At 72.1% G+C, this 20,374-nt stretch carries 20 protein-coding genes; 11 read left to right on the top strand and 9 right to left on the bottom strand.

The features are described from left to right. Positions 1–193 precede the first annotated feature (193 nt). Positions 194–724 (top strand): hypothetical protein, encoded by a 531-nt coding sequence (locus ACIOSR_RS14945; RefSeq protein ID WP_194593589.1) that lies wholly within the window; start codon positions 194–196, stop codon positions 722–724. A gap of 803 nt (positions 725–1,527) precedes the next feature. Here ACIOSR_RS14945 and ACIOSR_RS14940 read toward each other — a convergent pair. The 4 genes from ACIOSR_RS14940 to ACIOSR_RS14925 all read right to left on the bottom strand — a co-directional run bounded on the left by ACIOSR_RS14940 (position 1,528) and on the right by ACIOSR_RS14925 (position 4,259). Beyond that, a complete protein-coding gene (locus ACIOSR_RS14940; RefSeq protein ID WP_402753043.1) occupies positions 1,528–2,073 on the bottom strand; it encodes a dihydrofolate reductase family protein in 546 nt (181 codons plus the stop codon). Positions 2,074–2,121: 48 nt separating this feature from the next. Then, positions 2,122–3,048: a pentapeptide repeat-containing protein gene (locus tag ACIOSR_RS14935; RefSeq protein ID WP_402753042.1), complete on the bottom strand. Its 927-nt coding sequence runs from the start codon at positions 3,046–3,048 to the stop codon at positions 2,122–2,124. A 51-nt stretch (positions 3,049–3,099) separates the two neighbouring features. Further along, a complete protein-coding gene (locus ACIOSR_RS14930) occupies positions 3,100–3,624 on the bottom strand; it encodes a GrpB family protein (RefSeq protein WP_402753041.1) in 525 nt (174 codons plus the stop codon). A 134-nt stretch (positions 3,625–3,758) separates the two neighbouring features. After that, on the bottom strand, positions 3,759–4,259 hold the full coding sequence (locus ACIOSR_RS14925; protein WP_402753040.1) for a GNAT family N-acetyltransferase: 501 nt from the start codon (positions 4,257–4,259) through the stop codon (positions 3,759–3,761). Between the two features lie 177 nt (positions 4,260–4,436). On the opposite strand from ACIOSR_RS14925, the gene ACIOSR_RS14920 reads away from it, so the two are divergent. Both ACIOSR_RS14920 and ACIOSR_RS14915 read left to right on the top strand, forming a co-directional pair. Beyond that, on the top strand, positions 4,437–4,787 hold the full coding sequence (locus tag ACIOSR_RS14920; protein WP_402753039.1) for an SdpI family protein: 351 nt from the start codon (positions 4,437–4,439) through the stop codon (positions 4,785–4,787). Between the two features lie 183 nt (positions 4,788–4,970). Continuing rightward, a complete protein-coding gene (locus ACIOSR_RS14915) occupies positions 4,971–5,813 on the top strand; it encodes a nuclease-related domain-containing protein (protein WP_402753038.1) in 843 nt (280 codons plus the stop codon). Positions 5,814–5,903: 90 nt separating this feature from the next. Here the strand turns inward: ACIOSR_RS14915 and ACIOSR_RS14910 are convergent, their stop codons facing one another. The 3 genes from ACIOSR_RS14910 to ACIOSR_RS14900 are packed head-to-tail and all read right to left on the bottom strand — an operon-like array spanning position 5,904 to position 6,849. Beyond that, positions 5,904–6,185 (bottom strand): hypothetical protein, encoded by a 282-nt coding sequence (locus ACIOSR_RS14910; RefSeq protein ID WP_192123866.1) that lies wholly within the window; start codon positions 6,183–6,185, stop codon positions 5,904–5,906. A 28-nt stretch (positions 6,186–6,213) separates the two neighbouring features. Further along, a complete protein-coding gene (locus tag ACIOSR_RS14905; protein WP_157489944.1) occupies positions 6,214–6,492 on the bottom strand; it encodes a hypothetical protein in 279 nt (92 codons plus the stop codon). A gap of 45 nt (positions 6,493–6,537) precedes the next feature. Next, the gene (locus ACIOSR_RS14900; protein WP_402753037.1) at positions 6,538–6,849 is read right to left on the bottom strand and encodes a hypothetical protein; all 312 of its coding nucleotides are present in this window, start codon (positions 6,847–6,849) and stop codon (positions 6,538–6,540) included. 513 nt (positions 6,850–7,362) lie between these two features. On the opposite strand from ACIOSR_RS14900, the gene ACIOSR_RS14895 reads away from it, so the two are divergent. From ACIOSR_RS14895 to ACIOSR_RS14870, 6 genes are read left to right on the top strand one after another with little or no spacing between them, the layout of a single operon-like run. Then, entirely contained in the window at positions 7,363–9,027 is a 1,665-nt protein-coding gene (locus ACIOSR_RS14895; RefSeq protein WP_267659578.1) for an ABC transporter substrate-binding protein, read from the top strand. Beyond that, positions 9,024–10,097: an ABC transporter permease gene (locus ACIOSR_RS14890; protein ID WP_402753036.1), complete on the top strand. Its 1,074-nt coding sequence runs from the start codon at positions 9,024–9,026 to the stop codon at positions 10,095–10,097. Before ACIOSR_RS14895 ends, ACIOSR_RS14890 begins: the two co-directional genes overlap by 4 nt. Further along, the gene (locus tag ACIOSR_RS14885; RefSeq protein ID WP_402753035.1) at positions 10,094–11,125 is read left to right on the top strand and encodes an ABC transporter permease; all 1,032 of its coding nucleotides are present in this window, start codon (positions 10,094–10,096) and stop codon (positions 11,123–11,125) included. The genes ACIOSR_RS14890 and ACIOSR_RS14885 overlap by 4 nt, the downstream gene beginning before the upstream one ends. Beyond that, positions 11,122–13,215 (top strand): dipeptide ABC transporter ATP-binding protein, encoded by a 2,094-nt coding sequence (locus ACIOSR_RS14880; RefSeq protein WP_402753034.1) that lies wholly within the window; start codon positions 11,122–11,124, stop codon positions 13,213–13,215. Before ACIOSR_RS14885 ends, ACIOSR_RS14880 begins: the two co-directional genes overlap by 4 nt. Next, positions 13,212–15,440 carry a CocE/NonD family hydrolase gene (locus ACIOSR_RS14875; protein ID WP_402753033.1) on the top strand — a complete coding sequence of 743 codons (2,229 nt, stop codon included), beginning with the start codon at positions 13,212–13,214 and terminating at the stop codon, positions 15,438–15,440. Before ACIOSR_RS14880 ends, ACIOSR_RS14875 begins: the two co-directional genes overlap by 4 nt. Beyond that, complete coding sequence (locus ACIOSR_RS14870; protein ID WP_402753032.1) at positions 15,437–16,123, top strand: TetR/AcrR family transcriptional regulator; 687 nt, start codon at positions 15,437–15,439, stop codon at positions 16,121–16,123. The genes ACIOSR_RS14875 and ACIOSR_RS14870 overlap by 4 nt, the downstream gene beginning before the upstream one ends. Before the next feature lie 17 nt (positions 16,124–16,140). Here ACIOSR_RS14870 and ACIOSR_RS14865 read toward each other — a convergent pair whose 3' ends face one another. Beyond that, the gene (locus tag ACIOSR_RS14865; RefSeq protein WP_402753031.1) at positions 16,141–17,451 is read right to left on the bottom strand and encodes an ABC transporter permease; all 1,311 of its coding nucleotides are present in this window, start codon (positions 17,449–17,451) and stop codon (positions 16,141–16,143) included. Then, a complete protein-coding gene (locus ACIOSR_RS14860; RefSeq protein ID WP_043595759.1) occupies positions 17,448–18,143 on the bottom strand; it encodes an ABC transporter ATP-binding protein in 696 nt (231 codons plus the stop codon). Before ACIOSR_RS14860 ends, ACIOSR_RS14865 begins: the two co-directional genes overlap by 4 nt. Positions 18,144–18,322: 179 nt before the next feature. Between ACIOSR_RS14860 and ACIOSR_RS14855 the strand changes: the two genes are divergently transcribed. Further along, complete coding sequence (locus ACIOSR_RS14855; RefSeq protein WP_402753030.1) at positions 18,323–19,576, top strand: sensor histidine kinase; 1,254 nt, start codon at positions 18,323–18,325, stop codon at positions 19,574–19,576. Beyond that, positions 19,573–20,283, top strand: coding sequence for a response regulator (locus ACIOSR_RS14850; protein WP_402753029.1), 711 nt, complete (start codon positions 19,573–19,575; stop codon positions 20,281–20,283). Before ACIOSR_RS14855 ends, ACIOSR_RS14850 begins: the two co-directional genes overlap by 4 nt. Positions 20,284–20,374 lie beyond the last annotated feature (91 nt).

Genomic DNA, 20,374 nt, shown 5'->3' with positions numbered 1-20,374 from the left:
TCATGTGTTGCGTGCATCGTTGCAGTTGACAGACCCGGGGAATAGTGGCGGATGGGCTGGGGCGTGGGAGCGCTGCGGTGGGCCTTTACGTCCACAGAAATCGGCAGGACGCTGGCGACCAGTTTGCGTCTGCCTGGCATGGCGCCGGGCTAGCTCGTGAGTGCGACGGGAAGACATAGACCATGCTGGGGAAATGGAATGGAACTCATTTTGGCCGGACTTGTCCGTGGCGTTCATCGCAGCAATAGTCGGACTCGTCCTTGCAGCTCTTATCGGCTACGTGTCTTATCGCCGCGACCAGCGTGCAAAGAACAGGCAGCTTGTGGCCAACCTCGCCGATGATCTCGCGACACGGAGGGCATTCACCCCGACGAATCCCAAGCTCCGCAAGGTTGGCGTAGATGCCTATCGATGCTTGCAGAGCGTGCAACAAGCTCAAGAGCGTCTATCGCAAGTTCGCGATCAGATTCGTCCGGATCATGAGTTGCGCGAGATTCTGCAGGAAATGATCTTGGGGTGCGTCACATACAAAAACGCATTCGAGGTGGCTCCACGAGAATACGTATACGACCTGATGGCGCTTCGGCATGAGCTGATCGTGTGTCTTCGATCATTGGAAAAGCACATGCGCCTAAGCAAGAAGAAGCTTCCAGATCCCGGAACAGCTCAGGCAGGCTCCTTCCGAGCCTGGGAAAACCGCCCTTCCTCCCTCCGTAGGGCTTGACGCACTGTTCTGATCGTTGCTTCTCGTCCGGTTGTGCACATTGACGTGACGCCAGTGGTCCTCCTACGCCTTGGATCGGCTAACGGCCTTGCCCCCAAGCTGTCCAGCAGTCAGTTCGAACGTGTGCTCGTGATGGGAGACTCGGCGTTGTCGCTCGGCTGGATCGGGGTGGAAGAGTGCCTGCCTCCCCGGATGAATCGTGGCGTGAACCGAAATACGTCGCTTGAGACGGGGCTCGAGTGCAACGGCCCGTCGCCAGGCTTTCTCCGCATCACGGCCCTGGAGTAGCACGACATCGATCACAGGTGTGAGCTCCAAGAGCTCGAGCAAGACCAACGCTCCAGCCTTCGACTGCGCTGCGTTCGGCGCCGCGTTGATGTACCAGGGATATGCGTTACACGGCAGGACAACCCCTGAAGGGACGCCGAAGCGATCGAAGAGACGTGCCATTCGCTCGGCAGTCGGGTCGTCGTTCTCGACACTGATGAAGCCCCAACCGGTACCCAGCCGAGTGGCCGGGCCAGGGTCTCGCAGGATGCTGATCACTCGAGCATCGACGCCACCGTGATGTGGCGGAACGTAAGGTGCCCAGCCACGCCCATCACGATCTCGGATGGAGTCCACGAAGGCATTGATCGGAGCCACGTGGGGTGCGGTCAAGGCTCGTGATGCCTGGTCGGCGTGAAATGCGGGATCGGCCATTTGTCTTGCCATGCCGTGAACCTACTAAGCCGCCTTCCGTCACCGGGCCACCCGCGCCTCCTTGAGTTTGCGCCACTAGATAAAGTAGGTGAACCGAAGCGTCAGCCCCGCGAGCGGTACGTCGTCGCGACGGCGCCGGAGGCGAGGTCGTGGCGGGCGGTCGGGGTGAGGTCGAGGGGGTGGGGGAGGCCGGCGAGCAGGTAGGGGCCGTGGCCGGCGACCCAGGGGTAGACGGTGAACTCGTACTCGTCGACCAGGCCCCAGCCGACGACGTCGGTGGCGAACGTGGAACCTCCGAGGCGAAGCGGGCCCCCGGGACGGCTCTTCAGCTCTCGCACCGCCTCGCGCACGTCGCCGCCGAGCAGCTCGGCGTTCCAGTCGACGCTCGCGAGCGTCGTCGACGCCACGTACTTCGGGATCTCGTGGATGGTCCGCGCGAAGGGCTGCATCCAGTCGGGGAACGCCTCGGAGGCGGGTGGACGCCAGGACTGCTCCATCAGCTCGTAGGTGACCCTCCCCAGCACTAGGCCGTCGGCCTGCGCGAGAGCCTCCGTGGCGAGCTGGTGGACCTCGGCATCCGGCCGGCCCTCACTGTGGTCGATGCAGCCGTCGAGCGTGACGTTGATGGAGTACGTGAGGGTCCTCATGCCGGGGAGGCTAGCCCCGCGACGGAGGTGCCGCCAGAGGCGCGGGTGCTAGCGCCCGCCTGCCCAGTGCGTCGGCCGCGCGAAGCCCTCGGGCAGGCGCGTCGCCGCATCGCCCCGGGCGCTGTTCACCTGCATCTGCGTCAGGTAGATCGCCCCCGAGAGGTCCGCCCCACCGAGGTCGGCGTCCCGCAGGTCGACACCGAGCAGGTCGCACCGGTCGAGGTCGGCCCCGCGCAGGTCCGCCGCGATCGCGCTGCTGCCGCGGAGCGTCCGACCCCGCAGATCCGCCCCGGCCAGGGCCGCACCCATCAGGTCGCTCCCCGGCTCGAGCGTCGGCCCCTTGCCCCTCGACCGCCGAGGAGGCGCGGGCACGGACGCCCGGGCGACCTCGCTCGCCTGCACCAACAGCGGGCGCGCCGCGTCGTACTCGGCGTCGACGTCGAGGGCGGCGAGCTCGTCGGGGGAGCCGTCGGTCAGGCGCCGGACGTGCTCGAAGGCGGCGAGCCACGGGGTCGGGTCTGGGGTGGTGGCGGTGCGGCGGCGGCCGTGCTCGGCCGCCTGTGCGCGCTCGCCTTCGCGTGCGCGCTCGCGCTCGACCAGCGTGATCGCCTCGTCGAGGTACCAGAGCAGTTCGTGCAGCCGCCGCACGAGCGGAAACGTCCAGAACATCGCCTCACGCGTCGCGGTGTCGTCACGCCACGAGCGCCCGGCGAACGTCTGCTGGCTGACCTTCTGCCCCGCCCCGAAACAGTCGAACACCGTGCAGCCCTTGAACCCTCGCTCACGCAACTGCGGGTGGATGCGGCATGCGTCGTACTCGTCGAGGTTCGTGCAGGGGTCGCCGGCCGGCTTGTCGAACGGGAAGTCGGCGCTCTTCGTGAACGCCAGCGCGACGCAGCACAGGCCGAAGCAGTTCGCGCAGTCGGCTCCGAGGTCGGCGCGGCGGCCCAGCTCGATCCGTGTGCGGGTGCTCATCGCGTCAACGCTAACGGGCGCGGTGGGCTGGGGCGGTCGAACAGGGGTGGATCACTTGTCCCACACCGGGGCCGCAGGGAGACCCCGAGCCGCCCGCTCATCGGTGACGAGGTCGGTGATGAGCGCGGTCTTGGCGGCTGTGTAGGCGCGTCCGTCGTCGAGGCCGGCCAGCGCCTCCTTCAGGGTCGCGTAGCGCTGTCGCGCGACCGGGTCGCCCAGCAGGCGGTCGCGGAACAGCCGCTGGTTGCAGTCGTCCCACTGGTCGGGGCGGAAGGCGTGGAGGATGTGCGTGCGTCGCGCCCCGTCCAGCCGGACGTAGACCGCGTGGGTCTTCGGGCCCGCTGCGTGTCGTTCGAATCCGAGGTCGGTCAGGGCGGCACCCAGGGCGAACGGGTCGGTGCCGGGAGACGTACGGGCGGCGACGTCGATGATCGGCTTCGCGAGGAGGCCGGGGACGGCCGTGCTGCCGATGTGCTCGAGAGCGTCGACCCGGGTGCCGAGGGCGACCGCGAGACGCTCGGCCTCACGGCGGTAGTCGTCGGCCCAGGCGGGGGAGTGCGGCTGCAGATCGACCATCGGGGCGATCGTACGGGGTGTCACTCTCGGCGGGTCGGGGTCGAGTGGTCCTGGATCGTCGTTCGTGGGGAGGGGAAGGACGATACGGGACCATTCGATGACCGGTGGGGCGGGCGTGGACCGACCCGCGCCTCCTAGGGGGTGGTCGGGCGGAGGTCGGCGAGGGGGCTCGACCAGGCGACCTCGCGGGCGAGCTGGCCGGAGGCGCGGAAGAGCTGCACCTGGTGCGTGTCGGGGAGGGCCGCGGCGAGGGCGTCGCGGTCGGCGGGGGTGAAGCCGAGCTTCTGCCAGAACGGTCCGGAGCGGCGGGAGAAGAGCCAGGCGCGGTGGGCTCCGTGATTGGCGGCGTCGGCCAGGGCGTGGCGGGCGAGGCGGGAGCCCGCGCCGCGTGTGCGGGCGGCGGGGGCGACGGCGACGCTGCGGATCAGGGCGTGTCGGCCGTCGGCGCTCAGCTCGTAGCCGGTGCTGCCGACCACCGTGCCGGTGGCGTCACGGTCGACCCAGAGCCGGAGGCGCGGCGAGGGGGAGTCGAGACCGGCGAGCGTGAGGTCGGCGGCGGCGAGGAAGGCGCGGAGGTCGGCTCGGGCGTCGGCGTCGGCATCGGCATCGGTCGGGGCGATGCGGACGAGGGGCATGGGGACATTCTTCCTGGGGCTCGGTGGGTTCGTCGGGATCGAGTGGGCAGAAAGCGTCCTTCGGCGGCGGCGGAAGGACACCTTCTGCCCACTCGTTCATGCCGGGGTGGGTCACGGCGGCTCAGAACGGGCCGCGCGGGGGAGTCGCGTCCGGAGGCGGCGACCTAGCCTGGTGGGATGCTCGTCGTCGTTCCGCTCATCGTGTTCGCCGGGTGCGCCGTCGTCTTCGGTACAACGCTTGCCGCCGCCCGCGGCCGGCTCGGGGTGAACCACCTCGCCGGCATCCGGTTCCGGCACGTGATGGCGTCGCCCGAGGCGTGGCGGGCCGGGCACCGGGCAGCACTCGTGCCGGTGACGGTGGGGTGCGCGCTCGCCGTAGGGTCGATCGTGGTGCCGCTCCTCATGGGCCCGTCGGAGGACGCGATGGCCATCTGGGCGATCGGGAGCATGGTCGTGCTGCTGTTCGGCACGCTCGTCGGGGCGTGGCGGGCGGATCAGGCGGCCACGAACGTGCTCGGCTCGCCGTAGGCGCCCGTGACCCCGTGCTGGTGATCGGGTCGTCGAGTGGTCAGAAACTGTTCTTCCCACGCGGCGGAAGGACCTTTTCTGACCACTCGATCGGGCCCGCCGGCCCGGGCGCGGGCTGACCTCCCCAACGGGGGCTCGTCTGCGCGTCACGTGTCGCCCTACCGTGTGGGCAAGGGGGAAGACATGAGCGAGACCGTGGCGCGCGGAAGCGTGGCGATGACGTTGAAGGCCCGGCGGCCGGCCTACTCGGTGATGCAGGAGTGCCTGCGCGTCCAGACCGAGGCGCCCGCACTGACCCGGCGGCAGCGCCTCTTCGGGCACACGCCCCTGAGCGCCGATGCCCATAGTTGGTACCAAGGCGCCCTCGGCGAGATCGAGGTCGCCCGCGTGCTCGCTGAGCTCGGGCCCGAGTGGACCGTCCTGCACTCCGTCCCGGTCGGCTCGGGCGAGTCCGACATCGACCACGTCGTCATCGGACCGACGGGCGTCTTCACCGTCAACACCAAGCACCACGCCGGCAAGAAGGTCTGGGTCGGCGGCGGCTTGGTGACGGTCGGCGGACACCGGACCGACCACTCTCGCAACTCCCTTCACGAGGCGGCCCGCGCCTCCCGGTTGATGTCGAGGGCGGCCGACTTCGAGATCGTCGTCACGCCCGTCATCGTGCTCGTGGGCGAGGCCTCGCTGTCAGTCGGCAAGAAGGCGCCGACGGTCTCGGTGGTCGTGGCAGCCCGCCTGCGCAAGTGGCTGATGAACGGGCCGCGGGTGCACTCGCCCGAGGCGCTGGCCTACCTGGCCATGGTCGCCGAAGAACGCGGTACCTGGCACACGGAGGCGCTGGTGCTGACGGACACGCTCCGTCACGAGCACCGCTTCGAGCGCCTGCGCCGCGACATCGACGACGCGGCTCGGCGGCGTCGGCGGTGGCGGGTGGGCACGGCGCTCGGCGTTCTCGGGACGAGCGGGGGAGTCGCGATCGCGGTGGTGGCGACGGTCACGAGCACGGTCGTCTCGACCTTCGGGTAGGTGCCCTGCGCCGTGGGCCCTGAGCCGCGGGCCCTGAGGCCTTGGCCCAGAGACGGCAAGGCCGCCCGTGGCGATCCGGTACGTGCCGGATCACCGCACGAGCGATGACACCACGCGGGCGGCCGCCGCGGTCACGGCGGCAAGAGCTGCAGCGATCAGTGCGAACGCCGACCAGACGGCGAGGTCGGCGTGCTGCAGGTGCAGGCCGACGAGGAACGCGGCGAGCGCGACCACGGCGACGGCTGCCCAGACCGCCAGAGCGCGGGCACTCCACCGGCGCGCCCGGGTCGTCGTTCCGCCCGATGCCGACCAGGCCACTGCGAGAGCGGCCACGGTGAACAATGCGGGGATGAGGGCGACGAGGTTGATCACGGGAATCCGATCAGGAGGGTCGAGGCGGTCAGTCGACGAACATCCACCGCACGAGAACGATGAGCCCGAGCACGAGCGCCGTCGGCAGGGCGATGACTGAGAGCCCCCACAGCAGACCGCCGACGGTCAGCATGATCGTGAACCAGTCGATCGCCGGGGCGGTGGAATAGCGGGCGGCACCGCTCATGCCGGGCGCCACCTCGTTGATGACCATCAACCCGACGGCGGCGGCGACGCCCACGATGCCGAAGACGAGGGCGAGACGGCCGAGGCGGCGACGACGTCTGGCGGGAGATGAAGCGTCCATCTGCTGAGGCTAGGTGCTCGTCCGTGTCACCACCAGACCGGACGATCAGGAGGCGCGACCACCGCGGCCGGGACGCGCCATGACCAGCCGGTGCACGAGCATCACCACCAGCAGCGCGACCGCGAACCCGATCGAGAGGACCGCGATGAGCAGCAACGGGCCGCCGACCGTCTGCACCCCGTCGAACCCGTCGAAGCCGTCTGCCGACGAGACCGCGACGTACCTGACCGGCGCGGACGGGCGGGTGAACGTCCACCACGTGAAGGCCGTGTCCGACAGGAAGGCGAACACCCCGAGAAGCCCGAAGGCGAGAGCGGGTCGACCCAGCGCGAGGCGGGGCGTGGTCGGGGTGGCCATCAGCCGAGACTAGGGCGCGGCCCGGCTCCGGACGGAGTCCCGCTTCGAGGGGCACGCCGGTCCTCCGGGCCGACCGAACCGGGCGAGTGGGCAGAAGATGCTGCCCGGCGGTCCTCGACGAGCAGGTTCTGCCCACTCGAGCCGTCGCGGGGTGACGGACGCGGGCGGGCCGGCCCGCGCCTCCTGCTCGGACGTCGCCCTGCGAGTCGATCGAGTGGTCCGACAACGTTCTTCGTGGGGCGGGGAGGGACGATTGAAGACCACTCGACCGAGACGAGAGCGTGAACCCGAGGAGGCGCGGGTCGCGTCGGCGAGGCGCGCCCGTGTAACGAGTGGGTGAAGACTGCAGCCCGTGCACGCTGCCGCACGGGAACGCTCGCATCCGCGGCGGGGCGCGGAGAACGGGGGCTGCGGGGGAGCGCGGAGCCGCGCCTCCGGGGCTCCGGCGAGCTTTCCGCCGCCGCGAACCTCCCTTATCGTTCACCCGAACGATAAACGGAAGGCCATCCCCGCATGACACCGATCGTCCCCGAACACCGACACGCGCTCCGCCCGGCGCGAGACGCCGGCAGCGGCACCGACAGCCGCGCCGACCGCAGCACGGGCCCGAGCCGCCGCACCGTCCTCGCCGGCGCCGCAGGGCTCGCCGGCCTCGGCCTGCTCACCCTCGCCGGCTGCACCCCCGCCCGCAGCACCCCGACCATCCCCGAGGCCGCCGCCACCGGCACACCCGCCCGCGGCGGGCGCCTGCGCATCGCGCGCCCGGCCGCCTCCGCCGCCGAGACCCTCGACTCCGCCAGCTCGCTCTCGGCCTACGAGTACCTCGGTGCCCTGTACAACCGGCTCGTCAAGCTCGACGACGCCGGCGTCACCGTGCCCGACCTCGCCGACGACTGGTCCGCCAACGCCGACGGCACGAGCTGGACCTTCCGCCTGCGCGAGGGCGTCCGCTTCCACGACGGCCGCCGCTTCACCGCCGCCGACGCGATCTACTCGATCGAGCACATCCTCGACCCCGACACCGCCTCACCCCAGGGCGAGGTGCTCGCCGCCATGATCGGCCCCGGCGGCATGACCGCCGTCGACCCGCTCACCCTGCGCTTCGACCTGCTGACGCCGAACGCCGAGTTCCCCTCGCTGCTCACCGCGTACCAGTGCTACATCGTCCCCGAGGGCAGCGCCGACCCGAGCCAAGGCGGCGGCATCGGCCGCACCGGCATCGGCACCGGACCATTCCGCCTGTCGAGCTTCGAGCCCGCGGGCACCGGCAGCGTCGAGGCCTTCGAGGACCACTTCGCCGGCCGCCCGGTGCTCGACGGCATCGACTTCTTCTCGATCCAGGACACCACCGCCCGCGTCAACGCCCTGCTCGCCGGCCAGATCGACCTCATCAGCCAGACCAACCTCGACTTCGCCACCGCCCAGGTCGTCAGCGCCTCGGCCGGCGCCACCGTCGCCCGCGCCCCCGACGCCCAGTGGTACACGATCCCGATGCTCGCCACGAGCGCCGAGTTCAGCGACCCGCTCGTACGCCAGGCCATGAAGCTCGCCTACGACCCGCAGGCGATCGTCGCCACCGCCCTGCAGGGCACCGGTTCGCCCGGCTGGGACAACCCCGTGCCTCCCTCGCAGGCCGTCTGGCTCGACGACCAACGCGCCTACGACCCCGACCAGGCCCGCGCCCTGCTCAAGCAGGCCGGCCGCGAGGGGCTGAAGACCGAGATCTACACCTCCAGCTACGAATCCGTCTTCACCCCGATGGCGGTCGCCTACCGCGACGCCGTCCGCGACGCGGGCATCGACCTGACCGTGCGCAACGCCTCGTCCGACTCGTACTACACGCAGATCTGGATGCAGAAGCCGCTCATGGTCAGCTACTGGTTCACCGGACGCCCGATCGACCAGCTGCTCAACCAGATCTTCCGCACCGGATCGTCGTACAACGAGAGCGCCTGGTCGAACCCGACCTTCGACGGCCTGCTCGACGACGCCCGCGCCGAGATGGACGACACGCGCCGCATGACCCTCTACCAGGACGCCCAGCGCATCGTCGTCGAGGACTCCGCCGACATGACCCCCATGTTCGGCGACCGCCTCGTCGGCCTGTCCCGGAACGTCCTGAACTACCGCGAGTTCGGCTTCGAGTTCGACTACCTGCAGATCGGACTCCGCGCATGAGCCCCACACCGACCGCCAGCCGCCCGAGCACCGGCGGCCCGGCCGCCGGCGGCAAGACCGCCAGCAGCCCGCACACCGGCGGCCCGCACCCCACGTCCCCGCTCGCCGCGACCCTGATCGTGGTCGCCCGCCGCGTCGGCACCGCCCTGCTCACCGTGCTGCTCGCCTCGTTCTTCGTCTTCTTCGCGGTGCAGGCCCTGCCCGGCGACGTCGCGCAGCAACTGCTCGGTCAGGACGCCACCCCCGACGCCGTCGCCGCCCTGCGCGAAACGCTCGGCCTCGACCAGAACGTCTGGGTCCGCTACGGCCAGTGGCTGCTCGGTGCGGCGCACGGCGACTTCGGCGTCTCGCTGGTCAGCGGCCTGCCGGTCGGTCCCGACCTGCTGATCGCCTTCCGCAACAGCATGCTGATCGCGCTGCCCGCCATGATCGTCGGCGTCACCCTGTCGCTGACCCTCGGCGTCATCGCCGGCGTCCGCCGCGGCCGTCCGAGCGACCACGCGATCTCGCTGATCAGCCTGGTCGTCATGAGCGTGCCCGAGTTCATGGTCGCCACCGTGCTCGTGCTGCTGTTCGCCATCGCGCTGCCGATCTTCCCGGCGGTCGTCCTGCGCGGTCAGGACGCCACCGTCGCCGAACTGCTGCCCAGCATCTGGCTGCCCGTCATCGTGCTGACCCTCGCCATGGCCGCGTACATCGTGCGGACCGCCCGCTCGTCGACGATCGACGTGATGGCGAGCGAGTTCGTCACGACGGCCGAGCTCAAGGGCCTGTCGACGCGTCAGGTCGTCTGGCGTCACGCCGTGCCGAGCGCCCTGCTGCCGACGCTCAACGTCGTCGCACTGAACGTCGCGTGGTTGCTCGGCGGCGTCGTGGTCGTCGAGAACGTCTTCAACTACCCGGGCATGGGCAAGCTCATGCTCGAGTCCGTGTTCAACCGCGACCTGCCGACGATCCAGGCGATCGCGGTCGTCAGCGCCCTGGTCTACGTGGTGTGCAACCTCGCCGCCGACCTCATCGCGCTGGCCCTCGACCCGAGGCTGCGCACCCGACGGAAGGCCCGCTCATGAGCCCCGCACACGACCGGACCCCGCCCGCCGACAGCGGCGAGGGCGGCACCGGACACCGCACCGCCGAGGAGGCGCGGGTCGCCACGAGCGCGGACCCCGCCACCCCGGGCGCGCAGGTCGGCGGCCCGGCATCGGCCGGCCCGCAGGCCGCGGGCGGCTGGCCGAGGCGACTGCGCGCGAGCGCGACGTCCCTGACCAGCAGCCTCAGCGCCTCCTCGGCCCTGAGCATCGGGCTCGGCCTGATCGCGCTGCACGTCCTCCTGGCGCTGCTCGCCCCGGTGCTGACCGGCCACGACCCGGTCGCCACCGACTCGGGAGCCGCCCTGACCGGCACCAGCTGGGCCCACTGGCTCGGCACCGACCAGTACGGCCGCGACATCCTGTCGCGCACGCTGAACGGCGGCCGGTACGCACTCGTCGTCACCTTCCTCGCCACGACGATCGCGGTCGGCATCGGCACCGTGCTCGGTTGCGTCACCGCCTACGCCGACAACTGGTTCGACGAGGTCGTCATGCGCGTCGTCGACGCGCTGCTCAGCGTGCCGTCGATCCTGGCGCTGCTCGTCGTCGTGACCGTGTTCGACTCGGGCCTCTGGGTGATCGTGCTCGCCGTCACCGTGATCTACGCGCCGGCCGTGACCCGCGTCGTCCGCGGTGCCGCCCGCACCGTGATCACGCAGGACTACGTGACCGCCGCCCGCGCCCGCGGCGAGAAGCCGCTGAGCATCGTGTTCCGCGAGATCGTGCCCAACGTCACCGACGTGGTGCTCGTCGAGTACGCGATGCGCGCCTCCTGGATCGTGCTGCTCATCTCGACCCTGTCGTTCCTCGGGTTCGGCGCCAACCCGCCGACGCCCGACTGGGGCCTCATGGTGCAGGAGAACCGCACCGCCCTCACCGTCGTCCCGTGGGGCACGCTCGCCCCCGTCGTCGCCCTCGCCACGCTCGTCATCGGGCTCAACCTCAGCGCGGACGGGCTCAGCAAGTCGCTGGGCGTCGACCGCGCACAGAAGGGGGCGGTCTCGTGAACGAGCCCCTCACCACCGCCGGTACCACCGCAGGAGGCGCGGGTCGCCCCGTCGACGTCGCCCCCGATCCCGTCGTCCGCGTCGACGACCTCTCCATCTCGTACGCCGCCGGTCGCCGCGAGGTGCCGGTCGTGCGGGGCGTGAGCTTCGCTGTCGCCGCCGGACGCGCGCTCGGCCTGGTCGGCGAGAGCGGCAGCGGCAAGTCCACCGTGGCCCGCACCCTGCTCGCGCACCTGCGGCGTGGGTCGCGGGTCGTGTCGGGCAGCGTCCGCGTCGCCGGGGACGACGTCTTCGCCCTCGACGAGCGGGCGCGCCGGGCCCTGCGCGGTGGCACGGCGGCCCTGGTCGCCCAGAACGCCGGCCAGGCGCTGACCCCGTCGATGCGCGTCGGACGTCAGCTGCGGGAGGCGCTGGAGAGCCACGGCCTGCCCGGCGGCGACGACCGCGTGCTCGAACTCGTGCGTCACGTCCGGCTGCCCGATCCCGAGACGATCGTGCGGCGCTACCCGCACCAGCTGTCCGGCGGGCAGCAGCAGCGCGTCGCGATCGCCATGGCCATCGCGGCCCGGCCGAAGCTGCTGGTGCTCGACGAGCCGACGACCGCCCTCGACGTCGTGACGCAGTCGGCCGTCCTCGAGCTGATCCGCGACCTGGCCGTCGAACTCGGCATGGCGATCGTGCTGGTCAGCCACGACCTCGGCGTCGTGTCGACCATGGCCGACGAGATCGCCGTCATGCACGAGGGCAGGATCGTCGAGCACGCGCCGACCGCGTCGCTCTTCGCGGACCCGCAGCACGAGTACACCCGCGAGCTGCTCGCGAGCATCCCGCGCGTGCACGCCGACGCCAGCGCACCGCGTTCCGTGCACGGCACCGCGATCAGTCGGGGTGTGCAGCACGAAACGCGGCGCGACGCGCGTGCAGCACCCGCGGCACCTGACGCACCCGCCGCACCGCGTTCCGTGCACGACACCGCGACCAGTCGGGGTGTGCAGCACGAAACGCGGCGCGACGCGGAGGACGCAGCAGCAGGAGGCGCGGCGCAGGAACCGGGGACAGCACCCGGCACCGCGCTCGGCGAGGTGGTGACCGACGTCACCGCACCGCGTTCCGTGCACGGCACCGCGATCAGTCGGGGTGTGCAGCACGAAACGCGGCGCGACGCGGGGGACGCAGCAGCAGGAGGCGCGGCGCAGGACCCGAGGACCGCAGCCGCCACGGGGCCGGTCGTCACGGCGAGCGACCTCGTCGTCCGGTACGGGCGTGGCCTGCCCGCCGCGGTCGACGGCGTCTCGTTCACCATCGGCCGCCGCGAGACCCTCGCCGTCGTGGGGGAGTCCGGCAGCGGCAAGTCCACGCTCGCCACGGCCCTCGCCGGGCTGATCCCCGCCGAGTCGGGCCGGTTCGGCTTCCACGGGGCCGACGGGGTCGAGAGCGACCTCACCCGGCCCGTCGCCGGGCGCACGGCGACGCTGCGTCGGTCGATCCAGCTGATCTTCCAGAACGCCGACACCTCGCTCAACCCCCGCCGCACGGTCGGCGCCGCGATCGCCCGACCGTTGAAGCTCTTCACGGGCGAGTCGAGCCCCGAGCGCGTCGCCGAGCTGCTCGTCGAGGTCGGCCTGCCGCCCGAGTTCGCCTCGCGCCTGCCCGCCCAGCTCTCGGGCGGCCAGCGCCAGCGCGTCGGCATCGCCCGGGCGCTCGCCGCCGGCCCCGAGCTGATCATCGCCGACGAGATCACGACGGCGCTCGACGTCCGCGTGCAGGCCGGGGTGCTCGACCTGCTCGCGGGGCTCCGCGACGAGAAGGGGCTCAGCTGCCTCTTCATCAGCCACGACCTCGCGGTCGTCCGCGGCGTCGCCGACCGGGTCGCCGTCATGACCGGCGGCCGCATCGTCGAGGTGGGCCCGACCGAACGCGTCTTCCAGGGGCCGAACCACCCGTACACGCGCACCCTGCTCGACGCGACGCTCGACCCGGGCACGACCGAGCTGCCCGACGTCGGCGACGCACGGCCCCGCTGGCGGGACGCCGACGGCTGGGACGACCACGGCGGCGGACACCACGTGAAGCGCTGGGAGGCGATGTGAGCACGAGCGGCCGACCGGACCCGGGCCCCCGAGGCGACGAGCGGGGGGACGGTGCACGCGACCCGCGCCTCCTCGGCGACCCGCGCCTCCTGCAGGAGCCCGCGTGGGCCGGGGGAGTCCGCACCCTCGGAGCCCCGCGCGCCGACCTCGCCGACGCCCCCGGGCGGCAGGATTCCGACCGCCCGCACGGCAGCGGCCCGCTCGAGGTCGAGGTGCGCGACGAATGGGTGCCGATGCCCGACGGGACGCGACTGCACGCCCGCATCTGGGCCCCCGTGGTCGACGAGCCCGTGCCGGTGCTGCTCGAGTACCTGCCCTACCGGCTCGACGACTGGACGGCTCCGCGCGACAGCGAGCGGCACCCCTGGTACGCCGCGCACGGTTACGCGTCGGTGCGGGTCGACATCCGCGGCACGGGGTCGAGCGACGGCCTGTTCGACGACGAGTACTCGGTGCAGGAGCTCGACGACGGCATCGCCCTGATCGAGTGGCTCGCCGCCCGGCCCTGGTCGACCGGCGCGGTCGGCGCGTTCGGCATCTCGTGGGGCGGGTTCAACGCGCTGCAGCTCGCCGGGCGGGCTCCGGCGGCGCTCAAGGCGATCGTCACCGTCTGCTCGACCGACGACCGCTACGACAACGACGTGCACTACATGGGCGGCGCCGTTCTCGGCATCGACATGGCGTCGTGGGGCGGCACGATGTTCGCGTTCAACTCGCGCCCGCCGCGACCCGAGGTCGTCGGCGCCGACTGGGTCGCCCGCTGGCGCGAACGGCTCGAACACAACCGCCCGATGACGACGACGTGGCTCTCGCACCAGGAACGCGACGACTACTGGCGGCACGGCAGCGTCTGCGAGGACTACTCGGCGATCACGGCCGCCGTCCTCGCCGTGGGCGGCTGGGCCGACCCGTACCGCGACGCCGTGCTGCGGCTGGTCGAGAACGTCGACGCACCGGTCAAGGGCATCATCGGGCCGTGGTCGCACCAGTACCCGGACCGCGGGCTGGCGCCCGGCCCGGGCATCGGGTTCCTGCAGGAGACCCTGCGCTGGTGGGACCGCTGGCTGCTCGACTGCCCCAACGGCGTCGACGCGGAGCCCGCGCTGCGGGCCTGGATCAACGACTCCGAGCCGCCGGCGACGTACTACGCCGAGCGGACCGGGCGCTGGGTCGCGGCCTCGACCTGGCCCGCTCGCGAGACCGAGGACCGGGTCGTGCCGCTGGACTCGCTGCGTGGCGGGGCGGACGGCCCCGTCGTCGTACGGTCCCCGCAGAGCACCGGCCTCGACGCCGGACGCTTCTTCCCGTTCGGCAACGCGACCGACCTGCCGCCCGACCAGCGCGCCGAGGACGGCCGCTCGGTCTGCTTCGACCTGCCGGTCGACTCGCCGCTGGACGTCCTGGGCAGCGTCGTCGCCGACCTCGCCGTGGCGAGCGACGTGCCCGACGGCACCGTCGTCGTGCGCCTCTGCGACGTCGCCCCCGACGGTTCGTCGACCCTCGTCACCCGCGGCGTGCTCAACCTCAACAAGCGGCACGGACGCGACCGCGCCGACGACCCGATGGAGGCGCGGGTCGAGCAGGTCGTGCGCGTCGCCCTGGTCTCGACCGGGCACTCCTTCCCGGCCGGCCACCGCCTCCGGATCGCCGTGTCGAGCGCCTACTGGCCGTGGGTCTGGCCGCACCCCGTCGAGGCGACCCTCACGCTCGACCCCACGCGCAGCAGCGTGACGCTGCCCCTGTGGACGCGCGGGCCCGGCGACGGGTCGGCGGAGCACCCGGTCGACGACGGCGTCGCGTTCGAGGCGCCCGAGCGGGCCGAGCCCCTGGCCGTCCGCGCCCTGCGGCCGGCCACGGACCTGCCCCAGCGCAGCGTCTCGCACGACGTCGGCACGGGCGAGTGGGTGCTCGACGTCGACCCCGGCTACGGCGGCGGACGCGAGTACCCCGACGGCCTGGTCTTCACCGAGGACAGCCGCGAGACCTACCGCATCGTCGACGGCGACCCGCTGTCGGCGTCGGCCGAGTCGCGCTGGGCGATCGGACTCGAGAAGCCGACCTGGAAGGCGTGGCTCGAGACCACGTCGCGCGTCACGGCCTCGGCCGATGCGTTCCGGGTCGAGAACACCGTGCGCGCCTGGGCCCGGGACGGCGGGCCCGGGGCCGAGACGGTGCTCGTCGCCGACAGGTCCTTCGACGAGCTCGTGCCCCGGACGTCGGCGTGAGCGGCGCGGGCGGCGGCGGCGGCGCCGGCACTGGCGGCGCGGGCGGCGGCGGCATGAGCGGCGTGGCCACCGGCGGCGCGGGCGTGCGGCAGAAGCCGGTCGTCCGGCGGGCATCGATCGTCGAGGCCGCCCGTGAGGTGATCGTCCGCGAGGGCATGGGCGCGACCCGGCTGCGCGACATCGCCGCCGCGGCCGGGGTCTCGGTCGGCACCGTGACCTACCACTTCGACGGCGTCGCCGAGATCCTCAACGAGGTCGTCGTGCTCGAGACCGCGCGGTTCTACTCATCGATCATCGAGGCGGTCGACGTCGAGCCCGACCCGGTCGTCGGGGTGCGGATGCTCGTCGAGCCCCTGTTCGCCGACACCGACGCGACCGACGAGCACTGGCGGCTCTGGTCCGACTACTGGACGGCCGTGGCGCGCAAGCCCGCGGTCGCCGCCGAGTACGTCGAGCGCATCCGCGTGTGGGAGGCCTGCCTGACCCGCACGCTTCGCCGCGGGATCGATCAGGGCCGGTTCGTGACGGCCGACCCGTCGGCGCTCGCCCTCAAGCTCGCCGCCTACAGCGACGGCCTCGCGACCCAGCTCGCCCAGAAGGCCCCCGGCCTCACGCCCGGCCTCGCGCTGGACTGGATGTGGACGCTGCTGGAGCACGAGACCGGGGCGTCGTTCCGGGGCTGACCCGCGCCTCCTCGGCCTCACTCGTAGCGCAGCGACTCCACCGGGTCGGCCTTCGCGGCGCGCGCGGCGGGCAGCGTGCCGGCCAGGAACGCGATCACCATCACCACGACGATGATCAGCGCGATCGACACGGGGTCGAACGCGATCAGCGTCAGCCCGGGCAGGTTCGACAGCAGCGACCCGGCCAGGGTGGCGCTGACGACGCTGCCCGCGATCATCGCGACGCCCACGCCGATCGCGCTGCCGAGGAACCCGATGAACGCCGCCTCGAGGCTGAACAGGCCGAACACCTTGCCGCTGCCCATGCCCATCGCTTTCATCAGGCCGATCTCGCGGGTGCGCTCCTGCACGCTCATCAGCAGCGTGTTGACGATGCCGAAGCTCGCCGCGAGCAGGGCGATGATCGCGAAGGCGTTGAGCACGAGCACGATGCCGTCGATCACCGTCGTGAAGGTGCCCAGCTGGTCGGCGACGGTGGTGCCGGTGTAGCCGGCGGAGGCGAGACGCTCCTTGAGGTCGCTCACCTGCCGGTCGGACGCGTCCGCGGCGAACCGCACCGTGGCCTGCGCGTAGCGGTCGACCTGGTCGGCGGGCAGCCCGACGTTCTGCGCGTCGAACAGGGCCGTGCCGAGGGCCGCGTTCGGGGTGACCGCCGTTCCGGCGGGCGAGGCGATGCTCTCCTCGGCGACGCCGACGACGGTCGCGGTGACCGTGTGCTGCGTGCGCGTGGCGTCGGTCACGGCCAGCGTGACGGACCGACCCACGGCCGCCTCGTCGTCGCGGTACCCCAGGGGACCGACGTACGACGTCGGGACGACCACCTGCAGGTCGGTCGCGTCGTCGTCGGGCTGGGCGCCCGCCGTCAGGGTGAGCTGCTGCCCGGGCACGAGGGCGCTCGCCGAGACGACGTACTTCGTGCCGCTCTCGCCCTCGACGTAGTCGGTCGCGAGCGACTCGGTCGGCTGCACGGCGAGCACGCCGTCGACGCCCTCGAGGGTCGTCACGTCGTCCGGGGTCAGGGCGACGACGGTCGCCCCGGGGGCGCCGAACCCGCCCGCGGCGACGGTGTCGGGGTCGTACTCGGTCGGGCCCGAGTTCGCCGCGCCGAGACCCTGCGCGTCGTCGGAGGCCTTCGTGACCGTCATCGTGTCGGACGAGCCCACGGCCGAGACCGTGTCGTCGATGTAGGCGTTGATGCCGGTGCCCAGCCCGCTCGTCAGCGTCAGCGTGAAGGCGCCGACGAAGATCGCCAGGACGGTCAGGATCGTCCGCGTCTTCGACCGGAACGTGTTCGAGACGGCGGTCAGCAGCAGGTCGAGGGTCGTCATGCCGCCACCTCGGCCTCGTCGTCGACGATCAACCCGTCGCGGATCACGATGCGCCGGTCGCAGCGCGCCGCGAGCTCCTCGTCGTGCGTCACCACGATCAGCGTGATGCCGTTCTCGCGGTTCAACGAGAACAGGATGTCCTCGACGACCGCCCCGGTCGCCGTGTCGAGGTTGCCGGTGGGCTCGTCGGCGAAGATGATGCGCGGGTCGTTCACCAGCGCCCGCGCGATCACCGTGCGCTGCTTCTGACCACCCGACAGGTTCAGGGCCTTGTTCTTCGCCTTGTCGGCGAGCTCGAGCTGCTCGAGGGCCGCCAGGCCGCGACGACGGCGTTCGCCGCGGGGCACGCCCGCGATCTTCATGGGCAGCACGACGTTCTCGAGCACCGACGAGCTCGACGTCAGGAAGAACTGCTGGAACACGAAGCCGAACGTCTTGTTGCGCGTCCGGTTGAGGCGCCCTCCCTTGAGCGTGCTCGTGTCGACCCCCTCGAGCTCGACGGTGCCGGTCGTCGGGGCGTCGAGCAGGGCGAGCACGTGCATCAGGGTCGACTTGCCCGAGCCGCTCTTGCCGACGATCGCGACGCTCTCGCCCTCGGCGATGTCGAAGCTCACCCCCTTGAGGGCCTCGAACCGGTTCGGGCCGCGCCCGTACGAACGGTGGACGTCTCGGACCGAGATGATCGGCGCCATGGTGCTCCTGTCGCTGACGGCCCGGTGTCTCCGGGGCCGAGGTCCACCCTCGCGGGCCGCGCCGACCGGGTCGTCCCCCCACCGCGGACACCTGCCGGCCGTCGCGTACCGCACCTGCGGTACGCGACGTCGGGCCAGAGGGGGACTCGGCCGCCGGCGTTCCAGGGCACGATGGGGTCATGACGACGACGGACGGCAGGAGGCGCGAGCCCGCCTACCCGCGACCTCGCGTCCCCTGGTGGCTGGGCGACACGATCGCCGCGGTGCTCGTCGTCGGTGCGGCGTTCGCCCCCTTCCCCGTCGCGGGGTTCCGGCCGACCGGCGGGCTGGCCGTCGCGGTCGTCCTCGCCCCCGTCGTCCTGCTGCCGTTCCGTCGTCGACGCCCCGTCCCGGTGCTCGCCGCGATCGTCGGCCTGTTCGGCATCGCCGCCCTGCTCGGCACGCTCGCACCGGGCGTCGTTCTCGCCACCGGCATCGCCGTCTTCGCCGTGGCCGCGCGGACCCCGCGCCGCCGCACCATCGTCGTGACGGTCGCCACGGTCCTGGCCGTCGCCCTGCTCGGCCTGCTGGGGGTGGGGGGACGCGTCGTCGACCTGCCCGTGGTCCAGTTCACGCTCCTGGTCGCCTTCGCCGCCGCGGCGGGCGACGCCAGCCGCTCCCGACGGGAGTACATCGAGGCCGTCACCGAACGCGCCGAACGAGCCGAACGCACCCGTGAGGCCGAGGCCTCGCGCCGGGTGGCCGAGGAGCGGTTGCGCATCGCCCGCGACCTGCACGACGCCGTCGCCCACCAGATCTCGGTGATCAGCCTCAACGCGGGCGTCGCGTCGTCGGCGATCGAGACGCGACCCGAGAAGGCGGTGACGGCCCTCGCGACCATCCGCCGCGCCTCCCGGACCGTCCTCGGCGAGATCGGCGACCTGCTCGAGGTGCTGCGCGCCGGGGACTCCGAGCGGGTCGCGTCGCCGCAACCGGGCCTCGCACGACTCGACGAACTCGTGGCCGGGTTCGCCGACGCCGGCCTCGTCGTGAGCACGCGGGTCGAGGGCCCGCTCGCCGCGGTCACGGGCGCGGTCGACCTCGTCGCGTACCGGGTCGTGCAGGAGGGGCTGACGAACGCCGGCAAGCACGGTGCCGAACACCGTGCGCACGTGCTCATCGCTGTCGACGAGCACGAGGTGTCGGTCGTGGTGACGAACCCCGTGCCGGCGTCGAAGGACGCGCCCGAAGCGGTGGACGTCCGTGGCGGGTACGGGCTGCTCGGTCTGCGCGAACGCGTCGCCTCGGTGCGGGGCGTCGTCGAGACCGGGCCGACGCCGGGCGGCTTCCGGCTGGCGGCCGTGCTGCCGGTGACCCGTGGGGCCGACGTGGCCGGTTCGTCCGGCTCGGCCGGCTCGTCCGGCTCGTCCGGTGGGAGCGGGGGAGCCTCGTGACGACCGTGCTCGTCGTCGACGATCAGCCGCTGATCCGTCAGGCCGTGACCGACATCCTCGACGGTGAGGACGGGGTCGAGGTCGTGGGCGACGCCGTGAACGGCCGGGAGGCGGTGATGCGGGCGTCGGCCCTGCGGCCGGACGTGGTCGTGATGGACATCCGGATGCCCGAACTCGACGGCATCGGTGCGACGGTCGCGATCTGCGCCGACCCGCTGCTCGCCGGGACGAAGGTGCTGATCCTCACCACGTTCGAGGAGGACGAGTACCTCGTCGCGGCCCTGCGCGCCGGGGCGAGCGGGTTCATCGGCAAGGGCGCGGAGCCCGACGAGATCGTCCGGGCGGTGCGGGCCGTCCACGCGGGGGAGTCGCTGCTGTCGCCCGTCGCGACCCGCAGCCTCATCGAGAAGTACGTGCTGCCGGGTGGCGGCGGGGCGGGATCGGTCTCGGGGACGACGTCGTCAGGGGAGTCGTCGTCGCCGGCCGTGCCGGCCGGGCTCGCGCACCTCACCGACCGTGAGCGCGAGGTGCTGCTGCTCGTCGCCCGGGGTCGCGCCAACGCCGAGATCGCCGGCGACCTGGTCATCTCGCCGCACACCGCGAAGACACACGTCAACCGCATCATGACCAAGCTCGACGCCCACGATCGGGCGCAGCTCGTGATCCTCGCCTACGAGACCGGCTTCCTCGCGCCGGGCGCCGCGTAGCGGCCTTCCCTGCGCGCGAGGGGGCAGAAGATGTCCTTCCCCCGCGTGCGGAGGACATCTTCTGCCCACTCGGACGGAGGGGGACGAGGAG

The sequence above is a fragment of the Frigoribacterium sp. NPDC087798 genome, assembly GCF_044742985.1.
Classification (GTDB): Bacteria; Actinomycetota; Actinomycetes; order Actinomycetales; family Microbacteriaceae; genus Frigoribacterium.
Note: the sequence above shows the minus strand (reverse complement) of the source record. Positions and strands in the feature narration are given on the sequence as shown.